18 protein-coding genes are annotated in these 17,138 nt (G+C 74.1%); 5 read left to right on the plus strand and 13 right to left on the minus strand.

The annotated features are described in order from the left end of the window. The 5 genes from ACN27B_RS25550 to ACN27B_RS25570 all read right to left on the minus strand — a co-directional run bounded on the left by ACN27B_RS25550 (position 1) and on the right by ACN27B_RS25570 (position 5,362). Positions 1-1,278, minus strand: a complete 1,278-nt coding sequence (locus tag ACN27B_RS25550; RefSeq protein WP_422741729.1) for an MFS transporter — start codon at positions 1,276-1,278, stop codon at positions 1-3. Continuing rightward, complete coding sequence (locus ACN27B_RS25555; protein WP_099160901.1) at positions 1,275-1,943, minus strand: GntR family transcriptional regulator; 669 nt, start codon at positions 1,941-1,943, stop codon at positions 1,275-1,277. The genes ACN27B_RS25550 and ACN27B_RS25555 overlap by 4 nt, the downstream gene beginning before the upstream one ends. 74 nt (positions 1,944-2,017) lie before the next feature. After that, the gene (locus tag ACN27B_RS25560; protein WP_099160900.1) at positions 2,018-2,872 is read right to left on the minus strand and encodes an alpha/beta fold hydrolase; all 855 of its coding nucleotides are present in this window, start codon (positions 2,870-2,872) and stop codon (positions 2,018-2,020) included. Further along, on the minus strand, positions 2,869-3,870 hold the full coding sequence (locus tag ACN27B_RS25565) for an SDR family NAD(P)-dependent oxidoreductase (protein ID WP_422741730.1): 1,002 nt from the start codon (positions 3,868-3,870) through the stop codon (positions 2,869-2,871). The genes ACN27B_RS25560 and ACN27B_RS25565 overlap by 4 nt, the downstream gene beginning before the upstream one ends. Then, positions 3,863-5,362, minus strand: a complete 1,500-nt coding sequence (locus tag ACN27B_RS25570) for a flavin-containing monooxygenase (protein ID WP_099160899.1) — start codon at positions 5,360-5,362, stop codon at positions 3,863-3,865. Before ACN27B_RS25570 ends, ACN27B_RS25565 begins: the two co-directional genes overlap by 8 nt. 126 nt (positions 5,363-5,488) lie before the next feature. Between ACN27B_RS25570 and ACN27B_RS25575 the strand changes: the two genes are divergently transcribed. Then, entirely contained in the window at positions 5,489-6,166 is a 678-nt protein-coding gene (locus ACN27B_RS25575) for a TetR/AcrR family transcriptional regulator (RefSeq protein WP_091574356.1), read from the plus strand. On the opposite strand, the gene ACN27B_RS25580 is transcribed toward ACN27B_RS25575, so the two are convergent. Both ACN27B_RS25580 and ACN27B_RS25585 read right to left on the minus strand, forming a co-directional pair. Then, complete coding sequence (locus ACN27B_RS25580; protein ID WP_422741731.1) at positions 6,141-6,596, minus strand: hypothetical protein; 456 nt, start codon at positions 6,594-6,596, stop codon at positions 6,141-6,143. The genes ACN27B_RS25575 and ACN27B_RS25580 overlap by 26 nt on opposite strands. Beyond that, positions 6,596-7,072, minus strand: a complete 477-nt coding sequence (locus ACN27B_RS25585; RefSeq protein ID WP_422741732.1) for a hypothetical protein — start codon at positions 7,070-7,072, stop codon at positions 6,596-6,598. The genes ACN27B_RS25580 and ACN27B_RS25585 overlap by 1 nt, the downstream gene beginning before the upstream one ends. A 43-nt stretch (positions 7,073-7,115) precedes the next feature. On the opposite strand from ACN27B_RS25585, the gene ACN27B_RS25590 reads away from it, so the two are divergent. Then, positions 7,116-8,090: a helix-turn-helix transcriptional regulator gene (locus ACN27B_RS25590; protein WP_099160896.1), complete on the plus strand. Its 975-nt coding sequence runs from the start codon at positions 7,116-7,118 to the stop codon at positions 8,088-8,090. A gap of 106 nt (positions 8,091-8,196) precedes the next feature. Here the strand turns inward: ACN27B_RS25590 and ACN27B_RS25595 are convergent, their stop codons facing one another. Continuing rightward, positions 8,197-9,663, minus strand: a complete 1,467-nt coding sequence (locus ACN27B_RS25595) for a PLP-dependent aminotransferase family protein (protein ID WP_099160895.1) — start codon at positions 9,661-9,663, stop codon at positions 8,197-8,199. A 29-nt stretch (positions 9,664-9,692) separates the two neighbouring features. Here ACN27B_RS25595 and ACN27B_RS25600 point away from each other — a divergent pair, with 29 nt between their 5' ends. After that, a complete protein-coding gene (locus ACN27B_RS25600) occupies positions 9,693-10,304 on the plus strand; it encodes a LysE family translocator (RefSeq protein ID WP_422741733.1) in 612 nt (203 codons plus the stop codon). Between the two features lie 55 nt (positions 10,305-10,359). Here ACN27B_RS25600 and ACN27B_RS25605 read toward each other — a convergent pair whose 3' ends face one another. After that, positions 10,360-10,719: a hypothetical protein gene (locus tag ACN27B_RS25605; RefSeq protein WP_099160893.1), complete on the minus strand. Its 360-nt coding sequence runs from the start codon at positions 10,717-10,719 to the stop codon at positions 10,360-10,362. Positions 10,720-10,788: 69 nt separating this feature from the next. Here ACN27B_RS25605 and ACN27B_RS25610 point away from each other — a divergent pair, with 69 nt between their 5' ends. Further along, the gene (locus tag ACN27B_RS25610; protein ID WP_099160892.1) at positions 10,789-11,217 is read left to right on the plus strand and encodes an archease; all 429 of its coding nucleotides are present in this window, start codon (positions 10,789-10,791) and stop codon (positions 11,215-11,217) included. 6 nt (positions 11,218-11,223) lie between these two features. On the opposite strand, the gene ACN27B_RS25615 is transcribed toward ACN27B_RS25610, so the two are convergent. Continuing rightward, the gene (locus tag ACN27B_RS25615) at positions 11,224-12,642 is read right to left on the minus strand and encodes an RtcB family protein (protein WP_099160891.1); all 1,419 of its coding nucleotides are present in this window, start codon (positions 12,640-12,642) and stop codon (positions 11,224-11,226) included. A 118-nt stretch (positions 12,643-12,760) separates the two neighbouring features. On the opposite strand from ACN27B_RS25615, the gene heR reads away from it, so the two are divergent. Then, positions 12,761-13,528 carry a heliorhodopsin HeR gene (gene heR / locus ACN27B_RS25620; RefSeq protein WP_099160890.1) on the plus strand — a complete coding sequence of 256 codons (768 nt, stop codon included), beginning with the start codon at positions 12,761-12,763 and terminating at the stop codon, positions 13,526-13,528. Between the two features lie 5 nt (positions 13,529-13,533). Here the strand turns inward: heR and ACN27B_RS25625 are convergent, their stop codons facing one another. The 3 genes from ACN27B_RS25625 to ACN27B_RS25635 form a co-directional block, all read right to left on the minus strand. Continuing rightward, positions 13,534-14,826 carry a GAF domain-containing protein gene (locus ACN27B_RS25625; RefSeq protein WP_099160889.1) on the minus strand — a complete coding sequence of 431 codons (1,293 nt, stop codon included), beginning with the start codon at positions 14,824-14,826 and terminating at the stop codon, positions 13,534-13,536. Positions 14,827-14,980: 154 nt separating this feature from the next. Next, the gene (locus ACN27B_RS25630; protein WP_422746072.1) at positions 14,981-15,988 is read right to left on the minus strand and encodes an ABC transporter ATP-binding protein; all 1,008 of its coding nucleotides are present in this window, start codon (positions 15,986-15,988) and stop codon (positions 14,981-14,983) included. Between the two features lie 74 nt (positions 15,989-16,062). Continuing rightward, the gene (locus ACN27B_RS25635) at positions 16,063-17,127 is read right to left on the minus strand and encodes an ABC transporter ATP-binding protein (protein WP_422741734.1); all 1,065 of its coding nucleotides are present in this window, start codon (positions 17,125-17,127) and stop codon (positions 16,063-16,065) included. Positions 17,128-17,138: the final 11 nt, after the last annotated feature.

Raw genomic sequence — 17,138 nt, forward strand, 5'->3', positions numbered from 1 at the left:
TCAGGCCGGCACGGGCACCGCGGCACGTTCGGCGGCCAGCCGGCGGCGGGCGGCGTTGCGGTAGCGCAGCACCTGCACCGCGCCGAGCGCCCAGAGCAGGTACTGCACGGCGAACGCCCAGCGGAAGGCGGACAGCGGCGGGGTGCCGGCGCCGGCCGGGGTGGCCAGGTCGAGCACCACGCCGACGGCGAGGATCAGCACGATCGACGCGACGAACCCGCCGACGTTGACGATCCCGGTGGCGCTGCCGATGCGGTGCACCGGGTTGAACGTGCGGGCGTAGTCGAACCCGATCACCGAGCCGGGGCCGTTGACCGCGAGGACCACCACCAGCGCCACCAGCAGCCCGTGCGGGGCGCGGCCGGGCCAGGCCAGCACCACCGCCCAGACGGCGGCGGTGGCGGCGGTGATGGTGAAGACGACCACCGAGCGGTGGAACGGGTGCCGGGCGCACAGGTGCGCCACCACCGGGCCGCACGCCAGGGTCACCAGCGTCATCAGGGTGAGCAGCCCGGCCGCCGCGGTGGGCGAGAAGCCCTGCCCCTGCACGAGGAACGGGTACCCCCACAGCAGCGCGAACACGGCGCCGGAGAACTGGGTGACGAAGTGCGTCCACAGGCCCAGGCGGGTGCCGGGCTGCGCCCAGGCGTCCGCGAGTTGCCGGCGTACGGTGGCCAGGTCGGGCGCGAGCGCGGTGGTGTGCTCGGCGTGCGGGGTGTCGCGGACCGCGACGAGGACGAGCAGCAGCACGGTGGCGCCGAGCGCCGCCGCGGTGAGGAACGCCGGGGTCCAGCCGGCGTGGTGCAGCAGCGCCACCAGGGGTACGGCCCCGAGCACCGCGCCGAGCTGCCCGATGGTGCCGGTGAGCTGCACCAGCAGCGGGTTGCGCCGGCCGGGGAACCAGAACGCCACGATCCGCAGCACGCTGATGAACGTCATCGCGTCGCCGAGGCCGACCAGCACCCGGGCCGCGACCGCGAGGCGCACGTCGGTGGCGACGGCGAACACGAGCTGCCCGGCCACCATCAGCGCGGCGCCGGCCAGCAGCAGCCGGCGCGAGCCGTAACGGTCCAGCAGCACCCCGACCGGGACCTGCATGGCCGCGTAGACGGCGAGCTGGGCGACGGAGAAGGTGGCCAGCGCGGCGGCGTTGATGTGGAAACGGTCCGCCGCGTCGACCCCGGTGACGCCGAGCGAGCTGCGGTGGAACACGGCGGCCACGTACGCGGTCACGGCCACCGCGTAGATCAGGGCGGCCGGCCGGCGGGCGACGCTCACCGCAACGCCCCGAGCATGGTCGCGGCGGTGTCGATGTGGCCGGCGACGGCGTCGCGCCACGCCTGCGGGTCGTCGCCGTCGAGCGCGGCGAGCTGGCCGGCGTGCTCGGCCAGGGCGACCTCGGCCCAGCCGGGCGAGAGCCGGAAGCTGGCCTCGCCCATCCGCAACTGCCGGTCGCGCAGCCGGTGGTAGAGCTCGGCCAGGATCTCGTTGCCGGCCGCCTCCACGACGGCCGCGTGGAAGGCCCGGTCGGCGGCCATCAGCGCGGTGAGGTCGCCGGCGGCGTGCGCCCGGCGCATCTCGTCGAGCCGGCGGGCCAGGTCGGCGCGGAGCGCGGCGCGACGCGGCCAGACCCGCTCGGCGGCGTGCAGCTCGACGAGGCGGCGGGCCTCGACGACGTCGGCGATCTCCCGGGCGGAGACCGGTCGGATCAACGCGCCCCGCTTCGGGTAGAGCCGGACCAGGCCCTCGGACTCCAGCCGCAGCAGCGCCTCCCGCACCGGGGTGCGGGAGACCCCGGTGGCCTCGGCGATCTCGCCCTCGCTGACCAGCTGGCCACCCGGGTAGACCTGTTCCAGGATCGCCTGCTTGAGGTGCCGGTAGGCCCGCTCGGCGGCGGACGGGACGGCGGGGCGCGCGCCGGCGACCGGGCTGGGATGCGTCATGTATCTATGATGCGCCGCCGCGAGCCGGCGGGTGCCGCCGGCACCGGGGAGCGTGGCGCGGGCCACGCGACGGGTCAGCCGGCCGGGTCGCCCGTCCAGAGATCCCGCAGCAGGCTCTCCACCTCGGCGGTGCGCTCGATCTGCGGCATGTGCCCGGTGTCGCGAAACAGGTGGCTGCGCGCCCGGGGCAGCCGGCTCCGCGCGTACCCGAGGTGCGCGGCGGGCAGGATCAGGTCACGGTCGCCCCAGACGAGCAGGGTGGGCAGGTCCAGCGCGGCGACCGCGTCGAGCAGTTCGGCGCGCCACTGCGGGCGCACCCCGCGCCAGGTGCCCAGGTCACGCACCAGCTCGCGCATCACCCGGGCGGCGTGCGGCTGCCGGGCCACCGCGAGCGCGGCGGCGATCCGCTCCTCGGTGACGTACGCCGGGTCGACGAAGATGGCCCGCTCGGTGCGGCGGGCGATCGCCGGGTGCGGGCGCAGCAGCAGCCGGGCCAGCGGGGGTACCGCGAGCAGTCGCAGCGCGACGGTCACCTCCTGGCCGAAGCCGGCGCTGTTGAGCAACGCCAGGCTGGCCGCCCGGTGCGGCGCGTCGACGGCCAGGCGCATGGCCACCGCCCCGCCGAGGGAGTTGCCGACCAGATGGGCCGGGCCGGTGACGCCGGCCGCGTCCAGGAACCCGGCCACCGCCGCCGCGAGCGCCGGCAGCGTGTGCGTCCCGTCCAGCGGGGCGGAGCCGCCGTGCCCGGGCAGGTCGACGGCGAGCACGCGGTGGTCCCGGGCCAGCGCCGTGTGCAGCGCGGTGAAGTCGTCGAGCGTGCGGCCGATGCCGTGCAGCAGCAGCACCGGCGGGCCGTCGCCGGTGATCCGGCAGCGCATCCGCCGCCCGTCGACGGCGCGTTCGTCGGCCGGCGGCAGCGCGACGGTCACGCCGGCCGTCCGGGCTCCGCAGCGGCCGTCCCGGCCGGGGTCGGGTCGGTGGCGGCCGTCCCGGCCGGGGTCGGGTCGCTGGCGGCCGTCCCGGCCGGGGTCGGGTCGCTGGCGGCCGTCCCGGCCGGGGTCGGGTCGCTGGCGGGCGGGCGCGGTGCCGGCACGCGGGCCGGACGCGGGCGCATGCCCAGGGCCAGCACCCTGCCGTACCCGGCGGGCGCGATCCGGGCGAGCAGGTCGGGCAGCTTCGCCGACCAGCCGATCAGCACCCGGCCGCGGCGCCGCCGCGCACCGCGCAGGATCAACTCGGCGGCGGTCGCCGGGTCGATGGTGAGCAGCTTCTCGAACTGCCGGCGGCCGACCTCGTACTCCTCGACGGAGACGCCGCTGCCGACCCGGGCGCTGGCGGCGATCCGGGTCCGGATGCCGCCCGGGTGCACCGAGGTGACGCCGATGCCGTCGTCGACCAGCTCGTGCCGCAGCGCCTCGGTGAAGCCGCGCACGGCGAACTTGCTCGCCGCGTACGCGGCCTGTCCGGCCGGGGCGATGAGGCCGAACAGGCTGGAGACGTTGACCAGGTGGGAACCCGGTTCGGCCTTGAGCGCGGGCAGCAGCGCGTGGGTCAACCGCACCACCGCCCGAAAGTTGATCTCGATGACCCAGAGGAACTCCTCCAGCGTCACCTGGTCGAACCGGCCGCCCAGCGCGACGCCGGCGTTGTTGACCAACAGCCGGATCCGGGGATGCGCGCGGTGGATCTCCGCGGCCACCCGGTCGGTGGCGTCGGCGTCGGCGAGGTCGACCATGTGGGTCTGGACCCGCCGGTCGGGGTGGGCGGCCCGGATCGCCGCGACGACCGTCGCCAGGCCGTCGGCGTCCCGGTCGAGCAGGACCAGGTCCGCGCCGCGCCGGGCCAGCCCGTGGGCCAGCGCCGCGCCGATGCCGCTCGCGGCGCCGGTGAGCACCGCCGTGCCGCCGGCGAACTCCAGGTCACGCATCGGTTCCTCCCGAGGTCGCCACCGCCGCGGCGGCCGGCGTGCCGGCCCGGGCGAACCGTACGCCGTCGGTCAGCGGACCGTGCCGCATCAGCCGTACGTCCCGGGGGTAGTTCTGGTGCAGCCGCCACGGCGCCTGCGGGCCCTGCTTGGGCAGCTGGTCGACGGCGCGCAGCACGTACCCGGACTTCAGGTCGATGATCGGCTCCAGGTCGTCGGTGTCCGGGGCGAGCGGGGTGACGATCTGCTGGCCGGTGTCGTCGAGGTGCCGCAGCAGCCGGCAGACGTAGGTGGCGACCAGGTCGGCCTTCAACGTCCAGGAGGCGTTGGTGTAGCCGATCGTCATGGCGAAGTTGGGCACCCCGGAGAGCATCATGCCCTTGTAGGCGATCGTCCGGGCCAGGTCGACCTCGGCGCCGTCGACCACCAGCGTCATGCCGCCGAGCGCGAGCAGGTTGAGGCCGGTGGCGGTGACCACGACGTCGGCCGGCAGCTCCGTGCCGGAGGCGAGCCGGATGCCGTGTTCGGTGAACGTGTCGATGGTGTCGGTCACCACGGACGCGCGGCCGGCGCTCAGCGCGGCGAACAGGTCCCCGTCGGGCACCACGCAGAGCCGCTGGTCCCAGGGGTCGTAGCGGGGTGAGAAGTGCCGGTCGACGTCGTAGCCGACCGGGAGGCGACCCTTGGCGGCCCGCCGCAGGAACCGCTTCACCACGGTGGGGGCGCGGCGGCTGAGCTGGAAGTTGGCCACCCCGAGCGTGACGTTCTTCCAGCGCGCCACCGCGTACGCGGCCTTCGGGGGGAGCCAGCGCCGGGCGGCGTCGGCGAACGGGTCGCGCGAGGGCAGCGCGATGACGTACGTGGGTGAGCGCTGGAGCATGGTGACGTGCGCGGCCCGCTCGGCCATCGCCGGGACCAGGGTGACCGCGGTGGCGCCGCTGCCGATCACGACCACCCGCCTGCCGGCGTAGTCCAGGTCGTCGGGCCAGTGCTGCGGGTGCACGAGTGTGCCGGCGTAGCGCTCGACGCCGGGGAACCGGGGCGTGTAGCCCTCGTCGTAGCGGTAGTAGCCGGAGTTGGTGAACAGGAACCCGCAGGTGAGCGTCACATCCTCGCCGGTGTCGTCGCGGTGCGCGTGCACGGTCCAGCGGGCGGTGGCGCTGTCCCACTCGGCGCGTACCACCCGGTGCCGGAAGCGGATGTGCCGCTCCACGTCGTACTCGCGGGCGGTCTGCCGGACGTACGCCCGGATCGAGTCGCCGTCGGCGATGGCCTTCGGGTCGGTCCACGGCTTGAACGAGTAGCCGAGGGTGTACATGTCGGAGTCGGAGCGGATGCCCGGGTAGCGGAACAGGTCCCACGTGCCGCCGATGGCGTCCCGGGCCTCCAGCACCGCGTAGGTCTTGCCGGGACACTCGCGTCCCAGGTGGACGGCGGCCCCGATGCCGGACAGGCCGGCACCGACGATGAGGACGTCGACGTGGTCGGAGGCCATGGCTTCTCCCGTTCTCCCCGCGGTTCTCCCGGCGGTGGACCGGACACTATCCACCGCCGTCGAGGCCAGTCAACACCATGTCGAGTCGATTCGACAGGGTGTCGAGCGGGTGTAGCATCGGCCGACATGACCAGTGCGCGCACGCCGACCGGGGCCGTACCGCGCGGGCGGCGGGCCGGCCGGTCCACCGGTGACGACCGGGAGACGGCGATCCTGGCCACCGCCGAGCGGCTGCTGCGCGAGCGCCCGTTCGGCGACATCTCCATCGACGACCTGGCCCGGGGCGCCGGCATCTCCCGCCCCACGTTCTACTTCTACTTCCCGTCCAAGGACGCGGTGCTGCTCACCCTGCTCGACCGGGTGACCGAGGAGGCGAACGCCGCCGCCGGCGACGTGCTCGACCGGCTCGCCGAGGACCCGCGGGCCCGCTGGCGGGAGCTGATCGCCCGGTTCCACGCCGCCTTCGGCGGCCACCGGGACGTGGTGCTTGCCTGCGCCCAGGTGCGCGGCACGAACGCGGAGGTGCGGCGGCTCTGGGCCGAGGTGCTGGAACGCTGGGTGCGCGCGGTGCAGGCCGCGATCGAGGTGGAACGCGCGCGCGGCGCGGCCCCGGACGGGTTGCCCGCCCGGGACCTCGCCATCGCGCTCAACTCGATGAACGAACGGGTCTGGTACGCGACCTTCGCCGGCGACGGCCCGGCCGTGGCCGAGCGGGACGTGGTCGACGTGCTGCTCGACGTCTGGCTGACCGCGATCTACCGGACCACCACGCCACCGGTCAGGCCGCCCGCCGAAACTCCATGATCCAGTTGGTCTCCCAGCTGCGCTCGCCGTCGGTGGAGAACGCCTGTTCCCAACGGCAGGACGTCGGCGTGATCGCCGACCAGAGGAACCGGCAGCGCACCGGCCGCCCCTCGTCGCTGTCGTCGGCGTAGAACGCGCCGACGCCGTCGGTGAACCGGCCGACCACCGGCGGCTGCTCCAGCACCCCGCGCCGGCTGTTCATCCACCAGATCGACCAGAGCCCGGTCGCCGGGTCGAGCAGCCGCACGGTGGAGCCCGAGAAGCCCCGGGTCGGGAAGCGGATCTCGTCGAAGCTGCCGGCGCCGTCGAAGAACGAGCGCGCCTCGCTGGTGCCGGGGAACTCGTCCCAGTCGTCGCCGCCGACGTGGCGCTCCCGCAACCGCCGGTTGGTCACGTCCCAGGTCCCGACGAAGAAGTCGAAGTCGCCCATCAGCGCCCCACCGGCCCCTCGGCGCGCGCGTCGGCCAGGTAGCCGGCCAGATCGGGTGTGTCCGGCGCGAGCACGTGCCGGATCCAGGCGGTCCGCTCGTGCTCCAGCACGCCCAGCTCCCAGACGCAGCCCACGCCGGGCCGGTCCAGGTCGACGAAGTGCGCCGGGTCGTCGTCCGGGCACTCCAGCGCGGGCTGCCCGGCGATCGCGATGCGGCACTGGACGACGTTGTCGAAGAACCAGCTGTACGCCAGCAGGTACGCCCCGGTGTCCGCGCCCCGGTGCAGCACCACCCAGCTCGCCGGCGGGGTGGTGGGGTCCGGCGCGGGCAACAGGGACGGCAGGTACGCGTGGGCGGCGTCGACCACCCGCGCCTCGAGCCGACGGTCCGGCTGGTCGATGTGGTAGCGCTTGACGTGCCGACCGGCGACCTCGACGGTTCCCGGCACGGTCAGTTCCTTGTCGTGGAAAGCCATGGCCGCACGCTAGGACCACTCCCCTGACAGCTACTGTCAGCGGATGCGGGCCAGTCGACTCCTGTCCATCCTGCTGCTCCTGCAGGCGCACGGCCGACTCACCGCCGCCGACCTGGCCGCCCGTCTGGAGGTGTCGGTCCGCACGATCTACCGGGACGTGGAGGCGCTGCACGCCGCCGGCATCCCGCTCTACGGCGAGGCGGGGCACGACGGCGGTTACCGGCTGGTGGAGGGCTGGCGGACCCGGCTGACCGGCCTGACCGCCGAGGAGGCCGACCGGCTGCTCTTCGCCGGGCTCCCCGGTCCGGCCGCCGAGTTGGGCTACCAGTCGGTTGTGGCCGCCGTGCAGCTCAAGGTGCGTGCCGCGCTCCCGACCCCGCTGGCCGACCGGGCCGCGCGCCTGGAGCAGCGGTTCCACCTGGACACGCCGGGCTGGTACTCCGACGGCGACCCCTCGCCGCACCTGGCCGAGGCCGCCGAGGCGGTGTGGCGGGAGCACCGGATCCGGGTGCGTTACCGCGGCTGGCGGGGCGAGGTGACGCGGGTGCTCGAACCGTACGGCCTGGTGCTCAAGGGCGGCCGCTGGTACGTGGTCGCCGCCCGGCCGGACCGTGCCGAGCCGGCCACCTACCGGGTCAACCAGATCCTCGACCTCACCCCGCTCGACGAACCGTTCGACCGGCCCGAGTTCGACCTGCCGGCCTGGTGGCGGGCGCACGTGGTCGCGTTCCGGGCCGGCCTGCACCGGGACGAGGCCGCCGTACGGCTCTCGCCACGCGGGTTCGCGCGGCTGCGTGAGGTCGGCAGCGACGTGGTGATCGCCGCCGCCGAGGCGAGCGCCGGCCCGCCCGACGAGGCGGGCTGGGTGCGGGCGGTGATTCCCATCGAGTCGCTGACCCACGCGCACGGCGACCTGCTCCGCCTCGGCGCCGAGGTGGAGGTCCTCTCCCCCGAGCCGCTGCGCCGCCGCCTGACCGAAACCGCAGCCGCCCTGACCGCCCTCTACCCCTCCCCCTGACCCACCCCAGCTCGTTGATCAAGGAGTTTGCGTCCTCTCGGGCGCCGGAACTCGACGCAAACTCCTTGATCGACGGGCGAGGGACGGGGGTGGGTGGGGTGGGTGCTCAGGGGAGGCAGTGGGCCAGGGTGGCCACGGCGCGGTCGATCTCCGAGGGGGCGGTGGCGGCGTAGCCGAGGACCAGGCCGGGCGGCTGCGGACGCTGGCCGTGCCAGGACAGCGGCTGCACCTTGACCCCCCGGCGCAACGCCTTGGCCGCCAGCGCGACGTCGTCCACCGGGCCGGGCAGCGTGACCAGCAGATGCAGGCCGGCGGCGGCGCCGTGCACCACCGCGCCGGGCAGGTGGGCCCGGACCGCCCGGATCATCGCGTCGCGGCGGCGTACGTGCCGGTGCCGCAGCATCCGCAGGTGCCGCTCCATCGCGCCCGACTCCATCAGCTCGGCCAGCACGAGCTGCGGCAGCGCGGCGTTGCCGAGATCCGCCATCCGCTTGGCCGCCACCACGTCGGCGTGCAGCCGGGGCGGCACCAGCATCCAACCGATCCGCAGCGCCGGCGCCAGCAGCTTGGAGACACTGCCGGTATAGCAGACCCGGTCCGGCAGCATGCCGCGCAACGCCGGCACCGGCGGTCGGTCGTAGCGGTGCTCGGCGTCGTAGTCGTCCTCCACCACCAGGCCGCCGTCGCGGGCCCAGGCCAGCAGCCGGCGACGCCGCTCGCCGTCGAGCACCACCCCGGTCGGGAACTGGTGCGCCGGGGTCAGCAGCACGGCCGGGGCCCCGGTGGCCGCCAGCAGGTCGACCCGCAGGCCCTGGTCGTCCACCGGCACCGGGGGGATCGCCAGCCCCCAGTTGGCCAGGTGCTGCCGGACGCCGAGCGACCCGGGATCCTCCACCGCGACCGTGTGCACGCCGTGGGCGTGCAGCACCTGGGCGAGCAGCCCGAGCGCCTGCGACACCCCGGCGACGACCACCACCTCGGCCGGGTCGACCCGGATGCCCCGGTTGCGGGCCAGCCAGTTGGCGACCGCGAGCCGCAGCGCCGGCGTGCCGGTCGGGTCACCGTAGCCGAGGGCGGCGGGCGTCAGCCGGTCCAGCACGGTCCGCTCGGCGCGCAGCCAGGCCGCGCGGGGAAAGGCCGCCAGATCCGGTACGCCGGGCGTCAGGTCCACCTCCGCCGGCGCCGCCCGCAGCGCGTCGAACACTTCGACGCCCGGCCGGCCGGTGAACACCTGCGGCGGGCGGCGCGGCGTGGGCGGCCGGCTCACCACGGCGGCCGGGGTGGCCACCACGACCGTCCCGGCCCGGCCCCGGCCGGCCACGTGGCCGTCCTCGCCCAACCGCTGGTAGGCCTCGGTGACCACGCCCCGGGAGACGCCCAGCTCACCGGCGAGCACCCGGGTGGCCGGCAGCCGTGTGCCCACCGGCACCCGGCCGTCGGCGATGGCGGCCCGCAGCCGGGCGGCCAGCCAGTCCGCTCGGCCGCCCGGCGGCGCCTGGCCGATGTCCAGCTGAAGGAAGTCGGCACCGGCCGTTATGGACCCCTCCGACGTGGTGTCTTTGGCCCTGCCCATGGGGCCATTATGGCCGCAGGCTGGACGGCATGAGTATCGCCTTTCTGCTGACCACGCTGGTCGTGGTGATCACCCCCGGAACCGGGGTGGTGCACATGATCGCCTCCGCGGTCGCCGCCGGACGCCGGGCCGGTCTCGTCGCCGCCGCCGGCTGCACGCTCAGCCTCGTCCCGCACCTGATCGCCGCGGTGACCGGTCTGGCCGCCCTGCTGCGCGCCGGCACCCCGGCGTTCCGGGTGGTGACCTGGCTGGGCGTGGCATACCTGCTCTGGATGGCCTGGTCGGCGCTGCGCGAACGCGGACCGCTGGTGGTGGACGGTGAACGGGCGCCCCGCAAGGCGGCGACCGTGTTCCGTGACGGGGTGCTGCTGAACCTGCTGAACCCGAAGGTCACGGTCTTCTTCGTGGCGTTCCTGCCCCAGTTCGTGCCCCCGGACGCCCCCGCCGCCCCCGCCCGCATGCTGCTCTGCGGCCTGGTGTTCATGCTGGTCACGCTGGTGGTCTTCGCCGGGTACGCGCTCCTGGCCGGCGCGCTGCGCCGGCGTGTGCTGTCCCGACCTCGGCTCACCGCGCTGCTGCGACACGGCTTCGCGGGCAGCTTCCTCGCGCTGGGTCTCGGCCTGGCCCTCACCGCACGGTAGGCGCCCGCGGGCGAGGCGGAATGACGGCGCGTGGCGGGGGTGCGCTGCCGGCGGGTCAGGCCGTAGGCCGGTCCGGGTCGTCGGCGCCCATGATCTCGTCGAACTCGGTCGGGCTGATCTCGCCGGTGCGCAGCCGGCGGGCGTTGGCGGCGAAGCGGGCCAGCGCGGCGCCGCGCGGATCGGGCGGGGTGAGCGGGCCGGCGACGGCCGACGCGGGCGGGTCGGTGTCGTCGACCGGCTCGGCGTGCAGCTCGCGCAGCGCGTCGGCCAGTCGCGCGTCGGCGGTGCCCCACCACCGTCGCGCCAGCTCGACGGTGCGACCGAGGGAGTCCTCCCCCACCCGCTCGGCCCGCAGCTCGGCGCGCATCATGCGCAGGAAGACCACGGTCACGGCATCGGAGTCGTCGGCGATCACGGGCGCAGCCTAACCGCCCGGTACGACGAAACCCCGGCCGCCTCCGCCCGGCGGCGCGATGATCGGGACATGGCGCACCGACCGGCCCGGGGACATCGCTGCGTGCCGCACACCGCCGACGTCCGGATCGAGGCGTGGGCGCCGGATCGGGAGGGCTGCGTGGCCGAGGCGGTGGCGGCGCTCGTCGACACGTTCGTGGACACCGCCTCGGCGACGGCGACCGGGTCCTCGGAGTTCCGGGTGCCGCCGGCCCACGACGGTGACCTGCTGGTCGGCGTCCTCGACGAGGTGATCTTCCGGATGGAGACCGAGGGCGAGCTGCCGCTCGGCACGGAGGTCCATCCGGCCGCCGACGGCGGCCTCGTGGTGCGGTGGCGCACCACCGGCACGGACGCGGTCGAGCTGGTCGGCGCCGTGCCGAAGGCGGTGTCGCTGCACGAGCTGCGGTTCGGCCCGGCGCCGGGCGGCTGGGAGTGCGCGGTGACGCTGGACGTGTGAGCCCGCTCAGCCCTTGACCACGCCGAGCGGGACCAGCCGGGCCACCTTCGCGCACAGGCCGGCTCCCTCGGCCACGGCCACCACGGCGGCCACGTCCTTGTACGCCTCCGGCATCTCCTCGGCCAGGCCGCGCCGGGACGCCCCACGCACCTCGACGTCCCGCGCCGCCAGCTCGCGCCGCGGGTCGTGCCCGCGTACCGCCCGACTCGCCTGGGTGCGGCTGCGGACGCGACCCGCGCCGTGGCAGGTCGAGGCCCAGGCCGGCGCGTCCGGCACGCCGGTGAGGACGTACGAGGCGGTGCCCATCGAGCCCGGGATGAGCACCGGCTGGCCCACCGGACGCAGATCCTCGGGCAGGTCGGGATGGCCGGGCGGCAGGGCCCGGGTGGCCCCCTTGCGGTGTACGCAGAGCCGGCGCGACGTCCCGTCCACCTTGTGCTCCTCGATCTTGGCGAGGTTGTGCGAGACGTCGTACACCAGGTCGAGGTCGCAGCCGACGACCCGGGCGAAGACCTGGCGCGCGGCGTGGGCCAGCAGCTGCCGGTTGGCCCGCGCGTAGTTGGCCGCCGCCGCCATCGCCCCCAGGTACGCCCGCCCCTCGGGTGAGGTGACCGGCGCGCAGGCCAGCTGCCGGTCCGGCACGTCGATGCCGTACCCGGGCATCACGCCCTCCATGGCCCGCACGTGGTCGGTGCAGATCTGGTGGCCCAGTCCGCGTGAACCACAGTGGATCATCACGCACACCTGCCCGGCGCGTAGCCCGAACGCGGCGGCGACCGGCTCGTCGTAGACCTCCTCGACGGCCTGCACCTCCAGGAAGTGGTTGCCCGAGCCGAGGCTGCCGACCTGGCCGGCGCCGCGCTCGACCGCCCGCGCGCTGACCTGGGCGGGATCGGCGTCGGCGACCGCGCCCCGGTCCTCGCAGCGGTCCAGGTCCCGGGGCACGCCGAAGCCGCGCGCGACCGCGTACCGGGAGCCGCCGCGCAGCACCGCGTCCAACTCGGCCCGGTCGCCCAGGTGCCACACCGCGCCGCGGCCCATGCCGCGCGGGGTGGACTCCCCGAGTCCGTCCATGAGCGCGGCCAGCCGGGGGCGCAGGGCCGCCCGGTCCAGGTCCGCGGTGAGCAGCCGCACCCCGCAGGAGATGTCGAAGCCGACGCCGCCGGGCGAGACCACACCACCGGCCGCCACGTCGGTGGCCGCCACCCCGCCGATCGGGAAACCGTAGCCCCAGTGCACGTCCGGCATGGCGTACGAGGCGCCGACGATGCCGGGCAGCGTGGCCACGTTCGCGACCTGCTCCAGGGACCGGTCCGACCCGGCGTCGGGCAGCAGCGCGGGCGAGGCGTACACCACGCCCGGGACCCGCATCTCCTCGCGCCGGTCGATCCGGAACCGGTACGGCGACTCCTCGACCAGGTCCATGGTCGGCCGGCTACCCGCCCCCCGGACCGCTACACGCAGGTTCGCGTCACCTCTTCCGGGTGACCGGCCCGAGCGGAATGCCGGTGGGTGGCCACCCGGGCTGCCTAAGGTGACGCCCATGGGGCATCACGCCGAGGCGAGCGGGAGCCGCTACCGGCGGTTGCGTGTCGTCAACGTGCTCGTCGGTTCGCTGCTGGCCGCCGAAGCGGTCTGGATGTGGGCGGCCAGCAACGACCTGTCCCTGCCGGTGACCGCGTCGTACCTGACGGCGGACCCGGTGACCCTGCGGGACGCCACCGTCCCGGACGTGGCCTTCCGGATCGCCGTCGGACCGGCGGTGGCGGTGTTCCTGCTGCTCGCCGCGGTCGACCACGTCGTGACCGCCGCCCCACGGGTGCACCGCTGGTACGAACGCAACCTGGATCGGCGGGCCAACTACGCGCGATGGATCGAGTACTCGGTCAGCGCGTCGATCATGATCGTGCTGATCGGTCTGTTCGTCGGGATCCGTGATCTCGCGGCGGTGATCGGGATCTTCGCCGCGAACACCGCGATGATCCTGTTCGGTCTCCTGATGGAGCGGCAGCAGACACCGGGCCGTGCCGACTGGAGCGCGTTCTGGTTCGGTTCGCTGGTCGGCGCGGCGCCCTGGCTCGCGATCGCCGTCTACGTCGCCCAGCCGCCGGAGATTCCCGGTTTCGTGTGGGCGATCATCATCGTGCAGTTCCTGCTCTTCGCGAGCTTCGCGGTCAACATGGTGCTGCAGTACACCCGGCGCGGCCGGTGGCGGGACTACCGCTACGGCGAGGTCTCGTACATCGTGCTCAGCCTGGCGGCCAAGTCCGCGCTGGCCTGGCTCATCTACGCCAACGTGCTCCGCAGCTGAGGTCGTCAGCGGTTGAGGTAGCCGGCGAGGCCGCCGAGTTCCTCGCTGGCGATGAACACCGACCGGACGTGGAGAATCGCCTCCTCGACGTGGATCGGGCAGCCCCACGCCGAGTCGCCCCACGAATCGGCGACCTTGATCTCGGCCGCGGCGGTGCATCCCGGGTCCCCGCCGAGCTGGCAACGCTCGGGGCGTGGCCGGGCGGCCTGCGCGGCGGCGGCGGCACGCATTCGGGCCGCGAGTTCCGCGGCAGTGGCGGCGCGCCGCTCGGCCTCGCCGCGCAGTTCCCGCTCCGCACGCACCGCCTCGGCCAGCTGGTCGTGGGCGGCTCTGGCGCGGGCCTCGGCGGCCACCTTCGCCTGTTCGATGTGGTGGCGTTCGATGGCCAGGGCCGCGGTGCCGGTGAAGACCTGGATCAGGGCGAGATCCGTGTCCTTCGGGATCCGCGGCGTGCGGTGGTAGATGGCGAAGGTGCCCAGCAGGCTGCCGTCGCGCGCCAGGATCGGTGTCGACCAGCAGGCGGCCAGCCCCGCCCGCTCGGCGAGCCCACGGAAGTCGTCCCAGAACGGATCGGCGGCGATGTCGGTGACGATGACCGGTTCGCGCCGGTGGGCGGCCGTGCCACAGGAGCCCACGCCCTCGCCGGCGGCGATCCCGTCGATGGCCTGGTTGTAGAAGTCGGGCAGGCTCGGCGCGGCGCCGTGGCGCAGGTGCCGGCCGTCGGGGTCGGCGAGCAGAACGGAGACGAGCACCTCCTGCGGCGCCAGGTTCTCGATGCAGCGGGCCATGCCGTCGAGCACCTCGGGCAGGGGCGCCTGGCGGGCGATCTGCTCCAGCAGGGCACGGTGCTCGGCCATCAGCCGCTGGGCGTGCTTGACCTGGGTGGTCTCCACGCCGATCACCCGGATCCCGGTCACGGCGCCGTCGGCGTCGTGACGCGGCTCGTAGGTGAAGTCGAAGAATGCCTCCCGCGCCTGTGCGCCGTCGCCGAGCACGACCCGGGCGTCCCGACCGGTGTAGGGCTCTCCCGTGCGGTAGACCTCGTCCAACAGCGCGAGGAAGCCCTGTTCCGCCAACTCGGGCATCAACTCGACGATGGCCACCCCGGTGCGCGCCCGCTCCTCACCGATGGTGGCGAAGAACGCCGGATTCGCTGCCTCCACCACGTGCGTGGGTCCGGCGAGCGCGGCGAAGACGGCGATGGACTGCCCGAACAGCTGCCGCAGATCGTCCTGCGCGGCATGGCCCGCGTTCGGTCGAGTCGCCGGAGCGGGTCGCTGGCCTGGTACCGCCGTCATGCTGTGGTTCCCTCTCAGTACGGCCGGGTCCAACCGGGGACGGCTCACTGCGGTGACGGTCGCCAGCGTACGGGGAAGGCGGGGAGGCCACCCGACCGCCGGTCCGCGCCCCGCCGTGAGCCCTCGCCCGACCGCGGTCGCCTCCCGACCCGGGTCAGGTGCGTCCGGCCTCCACCGCGTCGAGCGGTGGTCCGCTCTCCGGGTGGTGGCAGGCGGTGAGTTGGGTGCCGCCGTCGCGGGTGGTCAGGGCGGGTGTTTCGGTGGCGCAGCGGTCGGTGGCTTTCCAGCAGCGGGTGCGGAAGCGGCAGCCGCTGGGTGGGTCCAGGGGGGTGGGGACGTCGCCGGTGAGGCGGATGCGGCCGGCGGGGCCGAGGGTGGTGACGTCGGGGATGGCCGAGAGCAGGGCGCGGGTGTAGGGGTGTTGGGGGCGGGTGTAGATGGTGTCGCGGTCGCCGATCTCGACGATGGTGCCGAGGTACATGACGGCGACGCGGTGGCAGAAGTGGCGGACCACGGCGAGGTCGTGGGCGATGAACACGAACGCCAGGTCGAGGTCGCGTTGCAGGTCGCGCAGGAGGTTGATGACCTGGGCCTGGATGGACACGTCGAGGGCGCTCACGGGTTCGTCGGCGACGATGAGCTTGGGTTGCAGGGCCAGGGCGCGGGCGATGCCGATGCGTTGGCGTTGCCCGCCGGAGAACTCGTGCGGGTAGCGGTTGTAGTGCTCGGGGTTGAGGCCGACCAGTTCCAGCAGTTCCTGCACGCGTTTCTTGACGCCGCCGGGTGGGGTGATGTTGTTGACCTGCAGCGGCATGGCCACGATCCGCCCGACGGTGTGGCGGGGGTTCAACGACGCGTACGGGTCCTGGAAGATGATCTGCAGGTCCTGGCGCAGCGGCCGCAACGCGCCCCGGCGGGCGTGGGTGATGTCCCGCCCGGCGAACTCAATGCTGCCGGCGGTGGGTTCCAGCAGCCGCACCAGCATCCGCCCGGTCGTGGTCTTCCCACACCCCGACTCGCCCACCAGACCGAGGGTCTCGCCGGGGCGGACGTCGAAGTCCAGCCCGTCGACCGCCCGCACGGCGCCCCGGCTGCGGAAGCCCTCGCGCACCGGGAAGTGCTTGGTCAACCCCCGCACCGACAGCAACGGCTCAGCCGCGATCCGGGCGGCGCCGCCCGGATCGCGGCCCGCCTCCGACGTGCCGGCCACCGGCGTGTGTCCGTTCGGCACAACGTTCATCGGGCCACCCCCACCTGGGCTACCTCGTCGCGGTAGATCCGCTCCCGCGCGGCGACCGGCAGATGACACGCCACCAGATGCCCTGTCACCCCCGCCGAAACCAGCTCCGGTACCTCAGTGCGGGACCGGTCGCCGTTGACGTCGGCATAGCGGCAGCGGGGATGGAACGCGCAGCCCGACGGCAGGTTGATCAGACTCGGCGGGTTGCCCGGGATCGGCACCAGGTCCGCGTCCGCGTCACCGTGCAACGACGGCACGCTCGACAACAACCCCCACGTGTACGGATGCTGCGGCCGCCGCAACACCTGCTCCACACTGCCGTGCTCCACCGCCCGACCGCCGTACATGACGAGGACGTCATCGGCCACCTGACCGACCACACCCAAATCGTGGGTGATCAGGATGATCGCCGAACGGAACTCCTCCTGAAGATCATTGAGCAGGTCCAGGATCTGCGCCTGCACCGTCACGTCCAACGCCGTCGTCGGCTCGTCGGCGATCACCAGATCCGGATCGTTGACCAACGCCATCGCGATCATCGCCCGCTGCCGCATCCCACCGGAGAACTCGTGCGGATACTGCTCGAACCGCCGCGCCGGCTGCGGAATCCCCACCCGACCCAACATGTCCACCGCCCGGCTACGCGCCTCCCGCCTACCGGCCTTCGGGTGGTGCACCCGGAACGCCTCAGCGATCTGCTTCCCGACCGTGTAGTACGGATGCAACGCCGACAACGGATCCTGGAAGATCATCGCCATGTCCCGACCCCGCAGCCGCCGCACCTCCTCCTCCGGCAGACCCACCAACTGACGCCCACCCACCGAGATCTCCCCGGTGACGGACGCCCGCTTGGAGTTGTGCAGACCCAGGATCGCCAACGACGTCACGCTCTTCCCCGACCCGGACTCCCCCACGATCCCGAGCGTGCGACCCCGCTCGACGGCGAACGACACCCCGTCCACAGCCCGGACCACACCGTCCTCGGTGTCGAACCGCACCCGTAGATCCCGAACCCGCAGGTAGGGATCCTCGCCGCGTCGCGGCGCCGGAAGCTCCACCATGTCGAACCCTC

The organism is Micromonospora sp. WMMD754 (assembly GCF_049315235.1).
Classification (GTDB): Bacteria; Actinomycetota; Actinomycetes; order Mycobacteriales; family Micromonosporaceae; genus Micromonospora; species Micromonospora sediminicola.